The following is a 19,113-nucleotide window of genomic DNA, read 5'->3' as shown; positions in this document are numbered from 1 at the left end:
CGCAACTCCGTTGACCCTGAATTCTGGGCGGCAACCAGAAGTAGCCCGCGAGGGGCAAGCGACGGGGATGCCGGCAGAGCAAGACGCATCGCGTTCCTGTGTCGCGACTTGAGGGATCCGAATAAAGTTGACTGGCCTTTGCTCGAACGCCTAGCCATTACCAAAGACATAGAACTGCACGTAGTCGGCAACAACGCTCCCTCTGGGATCTCCGGGAAAATTCACCACCACCCAGCGATCGAAGACCGCGGCGAACTCGCGCAACTTCTGAGACGCATGGACGTGCTCCTATTCTCGTCGACGGTGGACTACTATCCACTGACTATTGTTGAGGCCATTGCAGCCGGGTTAGCGGTGGTCGCAAGGAACTCTCCCGCTGCGCGAGAGTTCGAGGAATATCCGTCAATCCGAACCTACGATAATCATGATGAAGCCATCGTCCTAGTCCAGGAGATCCAGCTATCGCCTTCCGATGATGGCGACTTCAACCCGGACCGCATGACAGCGGAGTACGCACGCTTGTACAGAAGGTTGCTTGCCGAGCATCATGAGTGACACACGCCTCCAACATCGTACTGGCGCAACGCTCCTCGTCGGGCTCATCGTCTTTCAGCATTTTCAGGTCGCATCGATCGGCACATTCCCCGTCACCATCGGCGCAATGTGTGGCGCACTCTTGTTGTTAGTCGCAAAGCCACGTTTCCCACCAGTATCAGTCGCACTGCTGGCCGCTACTGTACTTGCCGTGGCACTACTCAACGGTCTCACCGCTGATTTCACTAATGATGACACCGAACTCTTCCCTACCTTGGGTCTATTGATTGCCAGCGTGGCCGTAATTTCACTGGCGGCTGCACCATCTCGCAGTGGCATCATCGAATCGACGGCAATAAAGAGCGCACTTCTACTTGCCCTCTTCGTCGTAGTTGGACTTTCAGTTGCCCAGGTACTAACGGGCAGTCAAGGAAACGTCATCCTATACAACCCTTTCAGAGGATTTCAATATCTTTACCAGTACGACCCACTACTACAGTTTAATCCCATCCCTCGCTCGGCGGGGTTTTACCTCGAGCCGAGTTATAACGCCTTCGTTATTGGGACACTCGGCTCAGTACTGTTGACACTAAACCACCGGCCTGCATTAACTTCCATGCTGGTGCTGCTAGGCCTAATCGCCGCCCAATCAGCCACAGGTCTCGTCATCGCAGCAGCTATCGGAGCGCTTTGCGTACTTCGCGCGCGCGGCATCCGTTCTGCAATTGCCCTACTAGCCACGGCTACTGTGCTGTTGCTGATGGGCCAAACCCTGCTCGGCCGAGTTGCGAGCATTTCGACGTCTGGATCCAGCGCGAACTTTCGCCTAGTCGCGCCACTGCGTGTGTTGGCTGACGTACTCGCGGACCGCCCTCTGGGGAGCCCACTCGGATCAGTTCAGCGCGTGGTTGGTTCCTACCGGCTCGCGAACGGCGAAACCGTCGGCACTTCTTTGGACAACGGGTATTACCTACTGGTGTTCTACTTTGGCTGGGTGGGCGTAGCCATGACTCTGAGCATATTGGCAGTCGCCGGATACCGGACATCCCAGAGGTTCAAAACTGGTGCGACATTCGCTTTCGTGGCACCCATGTGGGCTGCGGCCTCGCTACTCTTTTCTGGCGGCATCCTCCTGCCAGAGTTCGTCTTAATGACGTGGCTCCTTCTGCAATCTGCACAAGAAACCAAAGAGGCAACATCAATGGTACCGGAGTCACGTTTTGCAGCCTGATCTTTCGATCATAACAGTGAGTTTCCGAGACATTGTCGGACTGCAAAGGACCCTACAATCTTTGCAGAGCTTAGCCAGTACGAATGATTCGATCGAGGTCCTCGTCCAAGACGGTGGATCTGACGCCAAAGAGGTCTCCCGCTTGCAGCAACAGTACCCGTGGGCGCGGATCGTGTCAGCGCGCGACGACGGCATCTACGATGCGATGAATCGCGGGCTTTCTCGGGCCAGAGGTAGGTACATCTGGTTCCTCAACGGCGGGGACGAATCGCTGACACAGCGGTGGTCCAGCCTCAAGCCGTTTCTGACAGAGCCGCCCGTAGTACTCATGTTCTCCTACCAGCTTGCGATGGGTTCGCGCGTCGTCGAGCGCGGTCCCCGCCGTCCCCGCTACCTGCGTCACGCCCTCCCCACCTCTCATCAGGCCATCCTCTACCCGGGTGACCTAGCTCGCGAAATGCGGTACGACCTCAGCTACCGAATGAGCGGTGACTACGAGTTCACACTACGCTTGGTGAAGGCGGGCTGCCCCGTTCGCGTTCATGAGCTGACCATCGCCCGTTTTGAAGGTGGCGGGTACTCAACTAGACATGCACATCTCATAGCCAAGGACGCACGTAATGCGCAACGAGCCCATGGCATTCACCCCCTGTCACGGCTCGTAAGCCGGTTTCTGTTTGCTGCTGCACGAACGGTCCGTTCAGCACACGAAAGGCGACCAGGATGACCCAAGACGATAAAGCGTCTCGCAAAGAACATCCGTGGGCCGACTTTCGAGTCGATAAACAACGCTACGGCACTCACCCGTGGCTCCTGCAGCCATCAATGTGGGCCGTGGCCGTGTATCGATTCGGGCGCTGGTCACGCTTAGCCCCCTTGCTGGTGCGACCTGTCGTACACGGCTTCTACTTCGCGATGTACTCCGTCGTTCGGCTAGCCGTGGGCGTCGACATACCCCGTAGTTGCGAGATCGGGCCAGGGTTGATGATCCACCACTTCGGAGGTGTGATTGTAAACCCCGGTGTAATCGCTGGAAGCGACCTGACCCTCCGTCACAACACCACGATCGGCACATCGGTCGACGGAGGGGCCGTGCCGCGAATCGGTAATGGCGTCACAGTGGGCACAGGCGTTGTGATCATCGGTCCGATTCTGGTCGCCGACGGCGCTACGATCGGCGCGGGCTCGGTTGTGAGGACCGATGTGCCGATGGGGGCGACGGTGGTGGGGAACCCGTCCAGGGTGATCACTTCAAACTCCAAAGATAGATAGAGGCCACCGGCACCCACGCGGCGGCGACTAACCCCCACCTCAGCATCGGCGTGGCCGGTAGGACATCTTTGTGAACCAACGTCAGCACGAGCGGCTGCACCAAGCCCGCGGAAACCACGAGGACGCTAAGCGCTACTTCGATGCCATACTCCGCGCATGCCCCCACCACGACCATTGGGGCGACCAACACTACTGAAAGATGGCGGATGGTGTTGTTGAAGCTGGGGTTGACCTGCCGGAGCCACGCGAAGTAAGTAGCTATAACCATTGAAGGGACACAACACGCCATGGCGCGAAGAGCCATTGGCACATTCAACCAATCGGCCGTGAACAGTAACCTGTCGATGAGGGGGACCGCGCTAGATAGCAACACCGCCATCGCGGCCGAGCCGATGCACACCAACACCCAGAGGCGGCGACCAGCACCGCTGGTTAGCTGCCCACCCCTTGACATGTGGGACAGGCGTTGCAGTGCGATTGACCCCAAGGACAGTTGAGCTTGAGCCAGCGGCGCAACCATCACCTGGTACGAACGAGAGTAGGTTGCGGCAGCAAGCGGAGAGGCAACGTAGGGTAGCAGCCCAGAATCTAAGGCTCGGCCCAAGTAGGCCGACAAGTTGAGTGGCGCAACTCGCAAGCCGTAATGAACGCCGTCTCGGAGAACTAACGGCACCCCTGTGCCTGCGTCGACCCTCCAAGGTCCAATGAAGGCAGCGTATGTCAAACTAGCTACCAACCGCACGCCTGGGACGAGGGCCAACTGCAGAAGCAATACGTACGGTGCCCCCGATGAAGTAGCTACGCCTATGGCGATGAGCGATGCTGCCGCGACACCCACAAGATCGATCAGCGCCATGGTGGCATACCGCCGCTCGTTAGTGAACCGGGCGCGCAGCGGTTGGCCCATGAATTGAGCAACCATTGCTGCTATCAGGAGGAGTGACTCGACAGCCGACACTCTCCCCCCCGGCAAGAACGGCGAAGCGAGAACTACGGTGACCCCTAGCACGGCCGAAGCTAGGCCACTGGAGACGACCGCTAGGCGCCGCCCCACGCGAACTGCTTCGACCGTCAGTGGCCTTGTCAGAAGAAACCCCTGAGACGACAAGTCACAAACCAACGAGACAACCGTTGAGATGAAAATAAGGCCAGCGAATCGAGCAAAAGGTACAGGCCCGATGAGGCGAGCGAGAACAGCGAATGTAGCTATCGAAATGAGGATAGCCAGCAACTGGCCGGCCGGCAGAAGGGCCCACCTCGGAGCAATTCGTGGCATGTAAGACAGACTAGCCTGTGCGCTGATTCTCTACGGAAATCCAAGAGTCACTACGCAGGGTATGCCCGCGCCCGTCTAAGAACCATGATTCAGGTGCCGCCACGGTCGCGCCTCGACTTAGTGCAGCGGCCCACCAACTGAAAGTGCTATTAGGGATAACCAAACCCCCAGCGAGTGACATACCCACCATCGTGTCCAAGTCTGAGTAGTCTGCACTCGGTCCGATCACCTGTTCTGGACTCACGGATCGAAACTCCGCTAGAACTGCGCCCGGATCATCCGTGAACACAAGTGCATCTGCCAGCGTAGCACCGATGCGGTTTAGACCCCTCTGGTAATAGTCCTCCCCCAAAGTGCCGAACGTTTTGAGGGCGGCCGGTGACGAGGCGTAGTCACCCCGACGAACATGCACCACCGGGGCGCCCTTTACCCTAGCGCCGAGTGGCGACGCGAGCAACTTCGAACGGAGCCCATCAAGTCGATCTTGTACGTATCGTATGGACGAGAGATCGCGTTCCGCGCCTTGGAAAAACCCGAGCGCGACTGTCTTTGGCGCGGTGTTCTGCGGTTCGAATGCCACTGCCATGCGCAGGGGCCCTACCACTGATTTGCGCCGACCACGAAAGTCGTACGGTCGGCCGAGCAACAACTCCTCCATTGGCGAGAGGACTTCGTTGGCTTCCAAAGCAGGCTGTGAGCTGAACCCCCTCAACCCGTCCCGTCGAAAGGAAGCTTGGCTGAACAACGCTGGAATCTCTGACTCGCCAGCCTGCTGCAGCGCCCACTCCACTTGGAATAGCTGGTTCCCTAGCCCGCCTTGCAGCCACATAACACTGCTTCGAAGCATCCTCATCTGCTGTAACCGAATCTACGTGCGACTGCACGACCGATTGGTCGGGCCATAGGCGGCCAGATGCCCATCGCGAGAGCGTAATGATAACCGCGGATGTGGGCGCTCCGAACTCCGGGTGATTCAAACGCCCTCCGGAGGTGCACTAGTGCCCGTAGTTGCCGACGGGTTCGGTAGGCGATCTGCCGTCCCGCGACCTTCGCGTAGTGGCGGCGAATAGATTCAGCTTCGACGTTATCCCGCATCGGCGCTTGCGCTGACTTGCCTACGCCCATTTGATAGTCGGTCAAAACGACGTTCGTTGTAACAATCTCCGAGATCAACGAAGCCCGCAACATCAACTCGTAGTCCTCCGCGTACCGCGGCCACAACGCTGGCGGGTTCTCACCCAGACAACGCTTCAGATCGGCCGTCCGCCAGATTGCGCAACTGGGCGGCCCGACAGAGCTACCGCGCGCAAGCAGTGAGTCCGTCGTGACCCCTTCAGCCCACGGGCGGATCTCTCGGATCGCGCCGTTGGGTGTGGTCGCCCGTGTGCCACCAACTAGAACGCCAGCGCTCAGGCTTTCAAGCAGGGTCGTCGCAGGGGCGATTGCACTACTAATCAAGGTGTCATCGGCGTCCAATAAGATGGCGAAGGCGGTCTGGATCTCCCGGATACCGGCACGCCGAGCCGCGGCGGCACCACAGTTTTCTTGGGTTATTACGCGTGCAGGACTTCGTTCGGCACATTCAGCGGTGGCGTCGGTAGATCCATCGTCGACAACGACGATCTCGGCCGCCCCAGCAGCAACGGCGCTGTCAATGGCGCGCGTCACAGTCGCGGCCGAATTGTAGGCTGGGATGACAACCGTGAAAGCCGGTGCATTTAGTGTTCGGGCTGATCCCTCGTCGGAGGATGTCATGGACCGAATAGTAGTGCATCTGTTGACCGTGCCACGACGCACGAGAGTTCTGAGATGGGTCACTTGACAGGCTGGCTAGGCAAAGGCTTGGAAGAACGTCACCGGCACATGATGCCTAGTGGTCACCACCGTGCACCCGTGCGTCTATCATGGGCACACAACAGTGGTGACGGGAGTCTCAGTGGAACTGCAGTCTTACCTCAAAGCCCTCCGGCGGCGATGGATGCTGATTTTTGGCGTAGCGTCCCTGCTGCTAACGCTGGTTGGTGCTTACACCTACACCATTACACCCCAGTACGCCTCAACAGTGCGACTCTTTGTCTCAACTTCTCAAACAGATGCGTCTCTGGCCTACCAGAACGGCCTATTTTCGGCACAGCGCGTGACGTCGTATGCAGATATCGCCAAGCAAAGTCGAAATCTCGCCCAGTCGGTTGTCGACGATCTCGAGTTGTCGGTGGATGCGGCCGAGTTGCTGGGGCGATTGTCCACAGAGTCCACCCCCGACACTGTCAACCTCACACTGACGGTGGTGGACCCTGACCCAAAGCAGGCTCAGGCCATTGCGCAGGCCTACGGCGAGAACCTGTCGGAACTCATCCGCAAGTTGGAAGCGCCAACGAATTCGTCAGCCTCTCCAATCAAGGCAACCATAGTAGACGCTGCACTTCTTCCGGAGTCGCCAGTCTCGCCGAGACCAGTTCGAAACCTAGTGCTCGGGGCACTACTTGGTCTCATAATCGGCTGCGCCGCGGCACTTGGTCGGGAGGCGCTCGATACGACTATCAAGGGACCGCAGGATTTGGATCCTCTCGGGGTGCCTGTGCTCGGATCCATCGGTTACGACCGCAGTGCGCGTTCCAGGGAACTGGTCACTTCGCTCGATTCCCACGCTCCGCGCGTTGAGGCGTTCCGAGTGCTGCGGACCAATATCCAGTTCGTTCGCGTGGACAATCCAGACAAGGTTTTTGTAGTCACGTCGGCGGTGCCGTCAGAGGGCAAGACAAGCACCTCGGTTAACCTTGCGATAACTATGGCGCAAGCGGGTTATAGCACCGTCCTCATTGAGGGCGATCTACGGAGACCGAAGGCAGCATCGGCACTCGGCCTAGACCAAACAACAGGCGTAACAACTGTGCTTACCGGCAATGTGAAACTCGCGGAAGCGGTCCAGACGCACCGGCCAAGCGGTCTGAGGTTCATTGGAAGTGGTGCGGTCCCGCCCAATCCGGCAGAGTTGGTGCAATCTCAGGCTATGGCGGAAATGCTGCGTGAGCTCCGTATGCAGTTCGACGTCATTCTGATCGACGCTCCGCCGCTACTCCCCGTCACGGATGCAGCACTCCTATCGTCTCAGGCCGATGGGGCCTTGTTAGTCATCAAGTTCGGCAAGACGACGATTGATCAGGTCAAGCACGCGCGAGATCGCCTTGTCCAAGTAGATTCATCGATTGTGGGCACAGTGTTGAACATGGTGCCGACTGGGCGCCGAGGCGGTAGTTACGGGTACGGGTACGGGTACGGCGGAGGTTATGCGCCCGCAAGTGTTCCTGAGAGTTCGAAAAGGAGGGCGAAGGGGAAACACTAGTGCCAGAGCCCTCAAACGGCCGGAAGTCGGTCAGCTCGAAGTGAGCCCGGCAAGGTCTTGACGACGGGGCAGGATGCGGGGTGGGCCCGCGATCACTAGCATGCTCCCGCCACAGTCCCCGAGGGCGTTGCGGACTGAGCGGTTGGCGTAACTCTGAATTCAACATTGCCAGTCTGATTTTTGCCCGAGCGCATGCCCCAGGCCAATTCCACCGTCTCGCCAGGTTCAAGCAGTACGTTCGTTGTCGCCACCGGGCGCCCGTCGAGTTTGGTTGGGCGGATTTCGATGGGCATTGAGTTGATACTTACGTAGGCGAAAGAGCCGCCCAGCGGTGCAAACAGATTCACCGAAACAAGTTGATCGCCAGGTCGAACACCGTATTGTCCTGAGCCAGTAACGTATGGGGGCAGCGACGCTGCATTGACGGGCGCCGACGAGGTCAAGGTAGCCTCACCCACGAGGCCCTGTTCCTGGTTCACGCAGTAGGTGGCATCCACCGCGGCATCGACGTCGAGGTAGTAGGACATTTTGGCCCCAGTGCGGTCGTTCAGCGCGAGGGCAACCTGGGGCTCCTCTTCTGGCCCTGGGCTAAGCTCCCCAGCGACAACACTGCCAGTCAGAGTTTGCTGCTCTGGTCCGAACAGGTGAATGTAGATGCGACGCTCCTGTGCACCCCGCGCAAGTGCGACGAGTAGCGCCTGGGGCGACTCCACCCCGGTCAGGACCTGGTCGAACACAGCCCGCGCGACGTTGCGAAAGAACTCGTCCTGGTCGGCGGGGTCGGTAATCCGCAGGTAGGCCAGGTGGAGCAGCTCGTCGACCGCGTTCTCAGCGGTCAACGTGCGGCCACCGACAGTCACCGGGCCGGTCGCTCCCAGCACGTAGGACAGCGCCACGGGGTCGAGCGAGATCACGCTGTCGAGCGGGTCCGTCGGGTACACCTCGTCCCATCTCGCCCGCATCAGGTCGGCAGTCCGCGGGAAATCGGGGGTGAAGTTGGCGTCGAGGAAGTAGGTGCCGAGCTGGGGGCCGTACAGCTCGCGCTCTGCGACGGTGAGCGGAAGCACCGGTCCCCCGGGCCGCTCGCCGAACGCGGCCCCCGAGGTCTGCTCCGTCAGACGGATCCTGCCGCGGTCGCTCTGCACCAACGACACCGCACCCGGCAGCCCGCCGGTCGCCCGCACCTCGGCGTTGTTCTGAACCACCAGCAGGTGGTTGCGGGACTCGCGCTGCCCCAGCATCGACGGCATCACCTCGAGCGCCGTGGTTGCCGCCGACATCGCCGACGCCGCGTCCGTCACCTGCGTCGACAGGTCGCGGTAGGGGTCCCGCAGCCGGCCCATGAACCCGGACGGATCCTGGTCGCCGAGGCGCTGCGCGGCAGACGACAACGCTGTTTCGGCGTCGGCCACGGGCGCCTGGAGCTCCACCACCCGAGCGACAGGGACAGCACCGTTCACGGGCACGATGCCGGCCAGGTCACGAGCGCTGCGGATGAGGGGCCCGAGGCCGTCCCTGCTCAGGTCGTGGACGACCTCGCTGACCAGCGCGACGCCGCGCGCGTCGTCGCCGATCCAGGGCAGGCGGGTCAGCACCGACCAGGTCGGGCCGCTGGAACGTTCTGCTGCGTCCTCGCTGTGCGAGTCCAGCTCGTCGAGCAGCCGTTGCGCCTCCGAGTCCTGACCGGAGCTGATCGCTGCCCTGAGCTCGGCCACGTCGTCGCCCGCCGCGTCGAGGCTGGACGCGACGCGAAGCACCTGCCAGCCCGCCCACGCACCGCCGACCAGGACCACCCCGGCGACGAGCAGGAGGAGGCTACGTACGGGGTGGGAGCGCATGGCTGCCTTTCACGGGTCGAGCTCGAACGCCCAGCGATGACGCACCACCGCTGACGCCCGGGACGGAACAGACGAAGAGGGCCCCCACGGCAGTGCCGTGGGGACCCTCTTCAACGCGGTGCGGTCAGCGGGCGATGACGGTCTTGGTGACCGTGGAGCCGACGAAGGCGGAGTTGGCCTTGGGCTGGAACTCGAAGGTGACGATGTACTTGCCCTTGGTGGGCAGGGCCGGGGTCTTGACCGAAGCCGAGCCGTCGTAGTCGAAGATGATCTTCGAGGTGGCGTAGTTGCCGCTCTTCTTGCGGATCGTGATGACGAGCTTGCCCTCGACACTGCGACCCTCGGCCTCCGGGGACTCCTCGGCGGTCGTGGTCACGTTGTAGACGGCCTGGTCGCCCTTGTCGACGCGGCTCGGGCCGTCGGCGGTGGTCGAGGTGCCGATGGAGCCGGTGTAGGGGGCGGCAGACGCGGTGCCAGCGGTGGCAACGAAGCCGGCAACCATCAGGAAGGAGGCGAGGATGCCTGCGATCAGCTTGGTCATGGTTGGGCTCCCGTTGCGTGGCACTGAGTGCCTAGGTCTTGAATGAGACTGAAGCAAAGCACACCCGTGCCGCTTTCCGCACATATCCGCCGCAGGCTGGACAGATCGCACCCGGAATTAATCTCCCGGGCCCCGGAGGAAACCCCGGTGTTACCGGGCGGGGACCGTTTCTGCACGCGGACGGACGGCAACCGGACGGGGCTGGTCTAGTCCGGCCCGGCCCGCTCCGGACGTGACGAGGGCCCGGACCGTCTCCGGTCCGGGCCCTCGTCGGCGTACACGCGTCCGCTCAGATGGCGACGACGACCTCGGCGACGCTGCCGACCGAGGCGTGCACCTTCTTGTCCACGGGCTCGGCCTTGGGTGCGAGGGTGCGCAGGGTCCACTCCCCCTCGCCGGCGAAGAACCGGAAGTGGCCGGTGGCCGACGTCGGCACCTCGGCGGTGAACTCGCCGGTGCGGTCGAGCAGGCGCACGTAGGCGTTGCCGACGGGCTCGCCGCCGCGCACGACCTGGCCCTGCACGATGGCCTCCTTGGCGACGTTCACGCCCTCGAGCGACAGGCCGCCTTCAGTGGCGCCGCACATCAGGCGACGCCGGGCTCGTCGCCCAGGGCGACGGGGACGCCGACGAGGGAGCCGTACTCGGTCCAGGAGCCGTCGTAGTTCTTGACGTTCTGGTGACCCAGCAGCTCCTTGAGCACGAACCAGGTGAGCGAGGAGCGCTCACCGATGCGGCACAGCGCGATGGTGTCCTTCGAGTCGTCGATGCCGGCGTCGGCGTAGAGCGCCTGCAGGTCGGCGTCGGACTTGAAGGTGCCGTCGTCGTTGCAGTTCTTGCTCCACGGCACGTTGATCGACGTCGGCACGTGGCCGGCGCGCTGCGCCTGCTCCTGCGGGAGGTGGGCCGGGGCCAGCAGGCGACCGGCGTACTCGTCGGGGCTGCGCACGTCGACGAGGTTCTGCACGCCGATGGCGGCCACGGCGTCGTCGCGGAACGCACGGATCGAGCGGTCCTGCTCGGTGGCGGTGTAGCTGGCGGCCTTCGCGGTCGGCAGCTCGTCGGTCAGCTCGCGGGAGTCGAGCTCCCACTTCTTGCGGCCGCCGTCCATCAGCTTGACGTCCTGGTGGCCGTAGAGCTTGAAGTACCAGTAGGCGTAGGCGGCGAACCAGTTGTTGTTGCCGCCGTAGAGGACGACGGTGTCGTCGTTGGAGACGCCGCGCTCGGAGAGCAGGGCGGAGAACTGGTCCTTGGCGACGAAGTCGCGGCGCACCTGGTCCTGCAGGTCGGTGGTCCAGTCGAGCTTCAGGGCGCCACGGATGTGGCCCTTGTCGTAGGACGAGGTGTCCTCGTCGACCTCGATGACGACCACGGTCGGGTCGTCGAGGTGGTCCTCCACCCACTGGGTGGAGACGAGGGAGCTGTCGCGGCTCATGTCAGTACCTTTCTGTGCACCGGCGTTCGGTGCGGGTCGGATCTCGGGTGGCTGGGTGTGTCGGGGTGGTGCGGGTCAGGCGGTGGCGCGCCGGAGCAGCAGGTAGAGCTCGCAGCCCAGGCAGAAGCGGAAGACGGCGTTGAGCAGCGCGGCGACCAGCGCCAGGCCGATGGCCACCTGCGCCACGAGCACGGCGCCGAGCAGGTAGGCCACCAGCGCGACCCCGGTGAACAGCAGGCCCACGGCCTGGGCGAAGCGCGGCGGCTCGGGGTCCTCGAGCTCGGTGGGTGCGGCGAGGCGCGGCCGCACGACGGTGCGGAACAGCCAGGCGTGCGGGGTGCGCTGCACGCCCCACGCGGCGCCCACGGCGAAGAACGCCACCTGCACCGCGGTCAGCACCGTGGCGGCCGCGGTGGGCAGCGCCAGCACGACGACGAGCACCACCGCGGTGATCGCCGCGGTGAGCTGCGGCCCGCGCGGGTCGATGCCGCGGGGGGTGGTCGTGGCCGGCTGGCCGGTGGTGGTGCTGGACATGTCGCTCCTGGTCGGGTCCGGGGACGGCGCCGGGTGGCGCCTGCGGTGCGGGACGAGCCGCACGGTCGCACCGGGCCGATCGCGATCAGGCAGGGTGGTGCGACTCCGTCAGGACGGTCGACACAGCGACGAGCGCACGCGGCAGTGGTCCACCGCGCGTCGCTTGGTCAGCCAGGTCGAGGACATGCCTCCAGGGTAGGCCGCGGGCCGTGGCGACCTCGGGCCGCATCTCGCCGGTTGGTACGGGTGTCCGGATGGCGGACGACGACCCCCGGCTAGGCTCTCGCCACCATGAGCACCCCGCCACTCGCCCAGGGCCCCGCCACCCCCACGGCCCTGGTCACGGGGGTGGGTGGCCAGGACGGCATCCACCTCGCCCGTCACCTCCTCTCCCTCGGCTACCGCGTCGTCGGCACGGTGCGACCCGGCAGCGACGTGCGCCGGGTCTACCTCGACGGCGTCGACGTGGTGGAGCTCGACCAGCGCGACCGCCCCGCACTGGGCCGGCTGCTCGACGACGTACGCCCCGGCGAGCTCTACAACCTGGCGGGCATCACCTCGGTCGGGGCCAGCTGGGCGCAGGCCGAGACCGTCGCGGAGACGAACGCCATGAGCGTCCTGCGCACCCTCGAGGAGCTGGTGGCCCACCGCGAGCGGCACGGCACGGCGCCGCGCTTCTTCCAGCCGTCGAGCTCGGAGATGTTCGGCATCTCCGACCAGCAGCCGCAGACCGAGGGCACCGCCCACCACCCGCGCAGCCCGTACGCCGCGGCCAAGAGCTTCGCCCACCACCTGACGATCAACTACCGCGAGTCCTACGGGCTCTTCGCCAGCACCGGCACCCTCTACAACCACGAGAGCCCGCTGCGCGGCCAGCAGTTCGTCACCCGCAAGATCACCCGCGCCGTGGCCGAGATCCACCTCGGCCTGCGCGACCAGGTCACCCTCGGCAACCTCGACGTGCGCCGCGACTGGGGCTTCGCCGGCGACCACGCCCGCGCCATGCACCTCGCGCTGCAGCAGGACTCCCCCGGCGACTACATCGTGGCGACCGGCACCTCCCACGCCCTCTCCGACGTCCTGGAGATGGCCTTCGCCGAGGTCGGCATCGACGACCCGACGGCGTACGTCGGCCAGGACCCGGCGTTCATGCGGCCGGCCGACGTGGTGGACCTGGTCGGTGACCCCACCAAGGCCGTCGAGCAGCTCGGCTGGCGCCCGGAGGTCTCGCTGACCCAGGTGATCCAGCACATGGTGCGCGTCGACGTGGAGCGGCTGCACTCCGGCGTCGAGGAGCGGCTCGACTACCTCGACCCCGCCGCCCACCAGGGACGTACCCAGAAGCGGGGATGACGGGAGCGGCGGACGCCCCCGGGCGAGCCGCCGGAGCACGCTGCGTGAATGACCCTGCTCCAGCACAGGCCGTCAGCGTCGACGGTCGTCTGCCCCGAGTGCCACCACCGCGTCGTGCGTCACCACCTGCTCGACCACCGGCCCCGCACCTGCCACGTCGTCGTCGACGACTACCACCCCACCTGGGGCGAGCAGTGCGGGTGCGCGGCGGCCGTGCACCGCTGACCTGAGGTCAGTCCTGGGCGAGGGCCTGCAGCACCTGCTCCTTGCGCGGGGCGCCGGCGGCGCGGGTGACCTCGGCGCCACCGGCATCGAGCACGAGCGTCGTGGGGGTGCGGGTCACGTCGAGCCGGCGCACCAGGTCGAGGTGCTGCTCGGCGTCGACCTCGAGGTGCACCACGCCCGGCACCAGCTCGGCCACCTCGGTCAGCGTGCGCCGGGTCGCCCGGCACGGCGCGCAGAAGGCGCTGGAGAACTGCAGCAGCGTGGCCCGCTCGCCGGGTCGGGCGTCAGGGATCGCGTCGAGGACGTGGTGCCAGGTGGTCTCGACGACGCTCGCTGGCGCTCGCTGCTCGACCAACGGGGGTGCCGTCGCTGGCGCTCGCTGCTCGACCGACGGGGGTGCTGTCGCTGACGCTCGCTGCTCCACCACCGGGGGCGGCTGCTGCTCGACCGACGGGGTGGCCTTGCGGGGGCGGAAGCGGCCGTCGGTGACGGCGCGGTAGCCGCCGAACGCCAGCGCGACGACGACGGCGACGAGGGCGATCACGAGTCCGGTGGGCACCCGGGGAGAACGACCACCGCCGCCGCGGCATTCCGGCCCGACGACGACAGCGGGGCGGGAGGTCGTCGACCCCCCGCCCCGCTGCTCGTGCTGGTGCGTCAGCGGATGCGGATCCGCTCCACCGTCGAGCGGCTGGCGGCGTAGCCACCGTCACCGAGGTACAGCGCCTGCACCTTGACCTGCGCCAGGCGGCTCGGCGCCCGGAAGGTGAAGGTCACCGAACCGTCGTCCCCGACGGCCTGCTCCCGGACGACCCGGTAGTCGGCCGCGGGCGAGGTGATCTTCAACCGCACGGTGCCGGTGAGGGGGACGCCCTCCACCGCGCCGCCGACGGTGACGACCGCCGCGATCTTCTCGCGACCGTCCACGCTCGCCGGGACGTCGAGCGTGGTGGTCGTCTCGCGACCGGTGACGGACGCCGTACCGGTGGACTCCCGACCGGTGCCGGCGCCGACCGCGGTGACCGCGGCCTCGCCGAGCGCGGCGTCGGCAGGCACCGCGTAGGTGGCCGTGGCGACGCCCTGGTCGTCGGCGACGACCGTGGTGGGGTCGTAGCCCTCCACGGTGAACGTCACCGACTCACCGTTGCGGAAGCCGCCGGCGGTGAGCACCAGCTCACCACCCGGTGCGGTCGCACCCTCCTGGGTCACCGAGCCGCCCGCCTTCACCGAGGCGAGCTCGGCGCAGACCTCGCCCGGGGTGCCGTACGCCGGCAGCTCGGTCGGCGTGGTGGGCGGGGTGCCGCTGGGCAGCAGACCGTCGTCCTCACTGATGGTCGTGAAGACGATCGACTTGTCGCCCATCACCGCACCCGAGGTGTTGGTGACGCTGGCCTTGAGGGTCGTGCCGGCCGTCGTGCTGGGGGCCTGGTCGCCCTGCAGCGCGGTGGTGACGACCTGGCAGGTCTCGCCGGGGGCGAAGGTCACCTTCTCCATCGAGCTGCCCGCGCGGCTCGTGGTCGAGCCGAGCACCGACACGTAGCCGGTGACCGGCGTGGTGGCGGGCTCGTCGAGGTAGACCGCCGTGTCGACGGTGCTCGGCGCGTCACCCTCGGCGAGGTTGGGCGCGAAGACGTCGAGCGTGGGCCACTCGCGCGACTTCGCCGTGCCGACCGCCGAGGACTCGAAGGCCAGGTCGGAGAGGTACGCCGCCCCCGACGGCGTGCCGTCCTGCCCGGTGGCCGCGGTGAAGCGGACCTCGCGCAGGTCGCCGGTGTCGAGGCCGGCGTCGGTCAGCGTCGCCATCGGCACGTCGACCTGCTGGAGCACGACCTTCTTCAACGTCGAGGCGCTGGTGGTGGTCGCCGAGGACGGCAGCCGCACCAGGGCGAGCGGGTTGAGCGTGGAGACCGGGGCGCTCCAGCTGACGCCGGCCCCGTCGACGACCTCGAGGGTCAGGTCGGTGCCGGTGGTGACCGTCTCGTCGGCGGCCATCTTGACCGAGAGGCGCTCGGAGCCGGCGGCGTCACGCAGACGCGCCGGCACCGAGACGCGCACCTGGCCGGTCGCGGAGGTCCACGCCATCCGGGTCACCGGGGTGGCCGGGACGTTGCCGGCGTTGCTGGCGGGTGTCCAGTGCGGTGCCTGCGCGCTGGCCAGGGTGGTGGCGCAGTACGCCTTCTCCTGCGGCACCGTGCGGCCGCTCAGGCTGGCGCACGGGTTGGCGGTGGCGGTGCCGAAGGTGCGCACCAGCGAGGAGGCGTTCTCGAACGAGGCGATCGTGGCGCGCTCCGAGGCGGGAGCGGTGGAGACGCTGCGGACGTCCTCGTCGCCGAGGCTCGCCGGCACGGCGTTCGATCCGTCGAACATCGGCAGGAACTGCTCCTCGCCGCCGAGGGTCAGCCGGAACCAGCCGGCCATCCAGGCGGTGCCCTGGTCGTACTGCTCGGCGGCCGTCATCCGGATCGAGGTGGCCGCGACCGTCGGGTCGGTGCCGCAGACCGGCTCGACGCGACGGGTGGCGCTGCCGCTCCAGTCGTCGCTGACGCTGTAGGAGTACTGCCCCGGCGTCCAGACGGTGTTGTAGAAGTTGTGGTTGGCGCCCATCGCCCACACGCCGCTGCGCAGCACGTCGTCGCCGAACGCGTAGCGGGAGTCGTCGAGCATGTGTTGGCCCTGCTGGTTCGAGACGTCGCCGTCGCAGTAGGGCAGGATCACGTTCATCGGCACGTCGGGCACGCTCATCCGGCCGAAGTCGACCGGCGCGAGCGGCAGGATCGACTCGATCGCCCACGGCTGGTCCATGGCCTGGTTGAGGACCGTCGCCGAGGTGACGCCCTCACCGCCGCGGGAGTGGCCCATCAGGCCGATGGTGCTCAGGTCGAAGCGGCCCACCAGGTCGCCCGGGGTGACGGTGTCGAGCGGCTCCACGCCGTTCGGGAAGCCCTCGGCGCGCTCGGCGAGCGCGGTCGTGCCGTCCTGCAGGGCCTGCGCGAGCGTGACGTCGCGACCGGTCCACGCGTCGCGGTAGGTGACGCTGGCGCCCTGGTCGGCCCGCTTCAGCATGTCGAGGGTGTCGAGGATCAGCTGGCCGCGCGCCTGCGCGCCCTGGTCGGCGGCGAGCTGGTTGTCGTTGGCGTTGATCGCGTTGGCCGAGACCGACACGACGGCGTAGCCGTTGCTGGCCAGGGCGCGCGCCGTACCGTCGTACCCGAGGTAGCTGGGGATCGACTTGCGGTCGGTCGCCTCCGGGCTGGTGGCGCACGGCCAGCGCAGCGGGTTGGCGGTGCCGGTGCCGTAGCAGGAGCTGTGGCGGCCGTGCATCAGCACGACCGTCGGGCGCGCGCCGCCCGTGGTCGGCAGGTAGACCTTGCCCTCGAGCTCGCCGCGGACGCCGCCGATCGCGGCCAGCGGGATGCTCTGCTCACCGAACTTGTAGATCGACTCGGTCCAGTCGTAGGTACCGATCGAGGACGGGTCGGCCTCGAGCACCTCGCGCGCCGCCTCCGGCACCTCGGTCGGCACGGCGTCGCGCGACGCCGTGTCGCCCGTGGTCGCGCTGCTGGCCCAGCCGGGCTCGACCGAGCCGGCGTCGGCGACCGCGGGGTCGGTGGTGAACACCGACAGCGACAGGCCGTCGGCCGCCTCCGTGGCGATGCCGACCGACTCGCCGTCGACCACGATGGTCGGCGCGTCGGAGCGCATCTCGAGGGGCTCGTCGAGCTCGACGGTGACCAGGTAGCCACCGGCGGAGCGCTCGACGTCCCAGTCGGGGCCGGAGGCGACCGGGTCGGCGGCGTACGCCGGTGCGGCCATGGTGAGGCTGATGGTGCTCAAGGGCACGGCGAGCAGGGCGGTCGACACGGCGACGCCCAGGCTGCCGCGGAGCGGCTTGCGCAAGCTGACTCCCGGAAGTGGGTCACCACCGCCGAGACCGGGCAGAGCCGGGTCGGTGGTGACGGGTGAGCCGCCATCGTGCGAGCCGGATGTCACTGCAACGTTTCAGACGTGGTGCGCTGGCGTCACGTCGGTCGCCCGCGCGTTACCGGCGCTCGTCCGTCCCACGGGCCGGACGGACGGCGGCTCCTGGCGTGGGCGGTTTCCCCGGCCGGCCGGGGAAACCGGAACACGGTGGCTGAAATTTCAGCCACCCAGTGGCAGTTTCCGCCGCACTTCGTCGTACGACCCTGGTGGGCCCCGGTAGGCCCCGGCAGGCGGGGCGGTAGGCCCCGGCAGGCGGGGCGGTTTCCCCGGCCGGCCGGGGAAACCGGAACATGATGGCTGAAGTATCAGCCACCCAGTGGCAGTTTGCGCCGCACTTCGTCGCACGGCGCCGAGCCGGCGGGGCCTCCCGCGGGTCAGCCGCCGGCGAAGGGCGGCAGGAACTCCACCGAGGCGCCGGGCTCGACCATCACCGCGCCCGGGTCGCGGCGACCGACCGGCTGCTCGCCGACCAGCGTCGAGCACACCGCCAGCACCGCGGCGAGGTTCGTGCCGGGGTGCAGCGCGACCGCGCGTCGGACGACCTCGGCCAGCGCGAGGGGGCCGGCGACCGTGAGGTCGTCGCCGGCGACACCGGCCGCCGCCCGGGCTGCGGCCCAGTAACGAACGTGGATGATTTCGGTCTCATTCACTTTGGAACCTTCCAATGTGTCCCCCGAGTTTCCTACTGTGTCCTCTGTAGCACCGCGCCGGAGCCCAACGTTGCGTTTCGGTCCCCTGTCCGGCTTCCCGGAGGAGACCACCATGAGCACCCTGTTGCTGCTGACCAGCGCCCTGCAGCCCTCGGCGGAGGTCCTCCCCGGACTGTCGCTGCTCGGGCACCACGTGAAGATCCTGCCCTGCGAGGGCAGCGCGCTGCTCGAGGCCCCCGACTCCGACCTGCTGCTCGTCGACGGCCGCCAGGAGCTCGCCCACGCCCGCGACCTGTGCCGGCTGATCCGCACCACCGGCACCGACGTCCCGGTCGTGCTCGTGGTCACCGAGGGCGGCCTCGCCGTGGTCAACCAGGACTGGGGCATGGACGACGTCGTCCTGCACACCTGCGGCCCCGCCGAGCTCGAGGCCCGCATCCGACTCGCCATCGGTCGCCTCGCCGCCCGCCGCGACGCCGCCGACCCCGACGCCCACGTCATCCGCTCCGGCGAGGTCGTCGTCGACGACGCGACCTACACCGCCAAGATCGGCGGGCGCCCGCTCGACCTCACGTTCAAGGAGTTCGAGCTGCTGAAGTTCCTCGCCCAGCACCCGGGCCGGGTCTTCAGCCGCCAGCAGCTGCTGCAGGAGGTGTGGGGCTACGACTACTTCGGCGGCACCCGCACCGTCGACGTGCACGTGCGGCGCCTGCGCGCCAAGCTCGGCCCCGAGCACGAGACCCTCATCGGCACCGTCCGCAACGTCGGCTACCGCTTCGTGCTGCCGGCCAAGGAGAAGGCCGCCGCCGAGGACGACGCGCGCACGACGGACGCCTCGCCCACGCGCGTCGGCTGACCCCGGGTCCCAGGACGACCCCGGAGCCACCCGGCCCGGGGCCCC

The 19,113-nt window shown here is 66.3% G+C and carries 18 protein-coding genes; 7 read left to right on the top strand and 11 right to left on the bottom strand.

The genetic code is table 11. From position 1 onward, the window contains the following. Positions 1-138 precede the first annotated feature (138 nt). From AC4OR8_RS06840 to AC4OR8_RS06830, 3 genes are read left to right on the top strand one after another with little or no spacing between them, the layout of a single operon-like run. Positions 139-555, top strand: a complete 417-nt coding sequence (locus tag AC4OR8_RS06840) for a glycosyltransferase (protein ID WP_492164786.1) — start codon at positions 139-141, stop codon at positions 553-555. Beyond that, a complete protein-coding gene (locus AC4OR8_RS06835) occupies positions 548-1,765 on the top strand; it encodes a hypothetical protein (RefSeq protein ID WP_492164785.1) in 1,218 nt (405 codons plus the stop codon). The genes AC4OR8_RS06840 and AC4OR8_RS06835 overlap by 8 nt, the downstream gene beginning before the upstream one ends. A 16-nt stretch (positions 1,766-1,781) precedes the next feature. Further along, positions 1,782-2,492 (top strand): glycosyltransferase, encoded by a 711-nt coding sequence (locus tag AC4OR8_RS06830; RefSeq protein WP_492164784.1) that lies wholly within the window; start codon positions 1,782-1,784, stop codon positions 2,490-2,492. 519 nt (positions 2,493-3,011) lie between these two features. On the opposite strand, the gene AC4OR8_RS06825 is transcribed toward AC4OR8_RS06830, so the two are convergent. The 3 genes from AC4OR8_RS06825 to AC4OR8_RS06815 all read right to left on the bottom strand — a co-directional run bounded on the left by AC4OR8_RS06825 (position 3,012) and on the right by AC4OR8_RS06815 (position 6,068). Further along, on the bottom strand, positions 3,012-4,313 hold the full coding sequence (locus tag AC4OR8_RS06825; protein WP_492164783.1) for an oligosaccharide flippase family protein: 1,302 nt from the start codon (positions 4,311-4,313) through the stop codon (positions 3,012-3,014). Between the two features lie 10 nt (positions 4,314-4,323). Continuing rightward, on the bottom strand, positions 4,324-4,899 hold the full coding sequence (locus AC4OR8_RS06820; protein ID WP_492164782.1) for an alpha-1,2-fucosyltransferase: 576 nt from the start codon (positions 4,897-4,899) through the stop codon (positions 4,324-4,326). Positions 4,900-5,162: 263 nt separating this feature from the next. Beyond that, entirely contained in the window at positions 5,163-6,068 is a 906-nt protein-coding gene (locus tag AC4OR8_RS06815; protein ID WP_492164781.1) for a glycosyltransferase family 2 protein, read from the bottom strand. A 181-nt stretch (positions 6,069-6,249) separates the two neighbouring features. On the opposite strand from AC4OR8_RS06815, the gene AC4OR8_RS06810 reads away from it, so the two are divergent. Beyond that, the gene (locus AC4OR8_RS06810; RefSeq protein ID WP_492164780.1) at positions 6,250-7,656 is read left to right on the top strand and encodes a tyrosine-protein kinase domain-containing protein; all 1,407 of its coding nucleotides are present in this window, start codon (positions 6,250-6,252) and stop codon (positions 7,654-7,656) included. Positions 7,657-7,751: 95 nt separating this feature from the next. On the opposite strand, the gene AC4OR8_RS06805 is transcribed toward AC4OR8_RS06810, so the two are convergent. The 5 genes from AC4OR8_RS06805 to AC4OR8_RS06785 all read right to left on the bottom strand — a co-directional run bounded on the left by AC4OR8_RS06805 (position 7,752) and on the right by AC4OR8_RS06785 (position 12,003). Beyond that, on the bottom strand, positions 7,752-9,494 hold the full coding sequence (locus tag AC4OR8_RS06805; RefSeq protein WP_492164779.1) for a DUF4012 domain-containing protein: 1,743 nt from the start codon (positions 9,492-9,494) through the stop codon (positions 7,752-7,754). Positions 9,495-9,618: 124 nt separating this feature from the next. After that, positions 9,619-10,035: a hypothetical protein gene (locus AC4OR8_RS06800; RefSeq protein ID WP_492164778.1), complete on the bottom strand. Its 417-nt coding sequence runs from the start codon at positions 10,033-10,035 to the stop codon at positions 9,619-9,621. Positions 10,036-10,324: 289 nt separating this feature from the next. Continuing rightward, positions 10,325-10,621 carry a DUF1416 domain-containing protein gene (locus tag AC4OR8_RS06795; RefSeq protein ID WP_492164777.1) on the bottom strand — a complete coding sequence of 99 codons (297 nt, stop codon included), beginning with the start codon at positions 10,619-10,621 and terminating at the stop codon, positions 10,325-10,327. Continuing rightward, positions 10,621-11,469, bottom strand: a complete 849-nt coding sequence (locus AC4OR8_RS06790) for a sulfurtransferase (RefSeq protein WP_492164776.1) — start codon at positions 11,467-11,469, stop codon at positions 10,621-10,623. The genes AC4OR8_RS06795 and AC4OR8_RS06790 overlap by 1 nt, the downstream gene beginning before the upstream one ends. A gap of 75 nt (positions 11,470-11,544) precedes the next feature. Next, entirely contained in the window at positions 11,545-12,003 is a 459-nt protein-coding gene (locus AC4OR8_RS06785; protein WP_492164775.1) for a DUF4395 domain-containing protein, read from the bottom strand. Positions 12,004-12,294: 291 nt separating this feature from the next. Here AC4OR8_RS06785 and AC4OR8_RS06780 point away from each other — a divergent pair, with 291 nt between their 5' ends. Together AC4OR8_RS06780 and AC4OR8_RS06775 are read left to right on the top strand one after the other, a co-directional pair. After that, positions 12,295-13,356, top strand: coding sequence for a GDP-mannose 4,6-dehydratase (locus AC4OR8_RS06780; protein WP_492164774.1), 1,062 nt, complete (start codon positions 12,295-12,297; stop codon positions 13,354-13,356). A 48-nt stretch (positions 13,357-13,404) separates the two neighbouring features. After that, entirely contained in the window at positions 13,405-13,581 is a 177-nt protein-coding gene (locus AC4OR8_RS06775) for a hypothetical protein (protein WP_492164773.1), read from the top strand. Positions 13,582-13,588: 7 nt separating this feature from the next. On the opposite strand, the gene AC4OR8_RS06770 is transcribed toward AC4OR8_RS06775, so the two are convergent. From AC4OR8_RS06770 to AC4OR8_RS06760, 3 genes are all read right to left on the bottom strand, one after another. Continuing rightward, positions 13,589-14,140, bottom strand: a complete 552-nt coding sequence (locus tag AC4OR8_RS06770; RefSeq protein ID WP_492164772.1) for a thioredoxin family protein — start codon at positions 14,138-14,140, stop codon at positions 13,589-13,591. A 98-nt stretch (positions 14,141-14,238) separates the two neighbouring features. Next, a complete protein-coding gene (locus AC4OR8_RS06765; protein WP_492164771.1) occupies positions 14,239-17,478 on the bottom strand; it encodes an alpha/beta hydrolase in 3,240 nt (1,079 codons plus the stop codon). 458 nt (positions 17,479-17,936) lie between these two features. After that, on the bottom strand, positions 17,937-18,212 hold the full coding sequence (locus tag AC4OR8_RS06760; RefSeq protein ID WP_492164770.1) for a ubiquitin family protein: 276 nt from the start codon (positions 18,210-18,212) through the stop codon (positions 17,937-17,939). 112 nt (positions 18,213-18,324) lie between these two features. Here AC4OR8_RS06760 and AC4OR8_RS06755 point away from each other — a divergent pair, with 112 nt between their 5' ends. Further along, on the top strand, positions 18,325-19,068 hold the full coding sequence (locus tag AC4OR8_RS06755; RefSeq protein WP_492164769.1) for a winged helix-turn-helix transcriptional regulator: 744 nt from the start codon (positions 18,325-18,327) through the stop codon (positions 19,066-19,068). Positions 19,069-19,113 lie beyond the last annotated feature (45 nt).

This window comes from Nocardioides sp. FY1077 (assembly GCF_058681775.1).
This window is presented reverse-complemented; position numbering and strand designations above follow the sequence as displayed.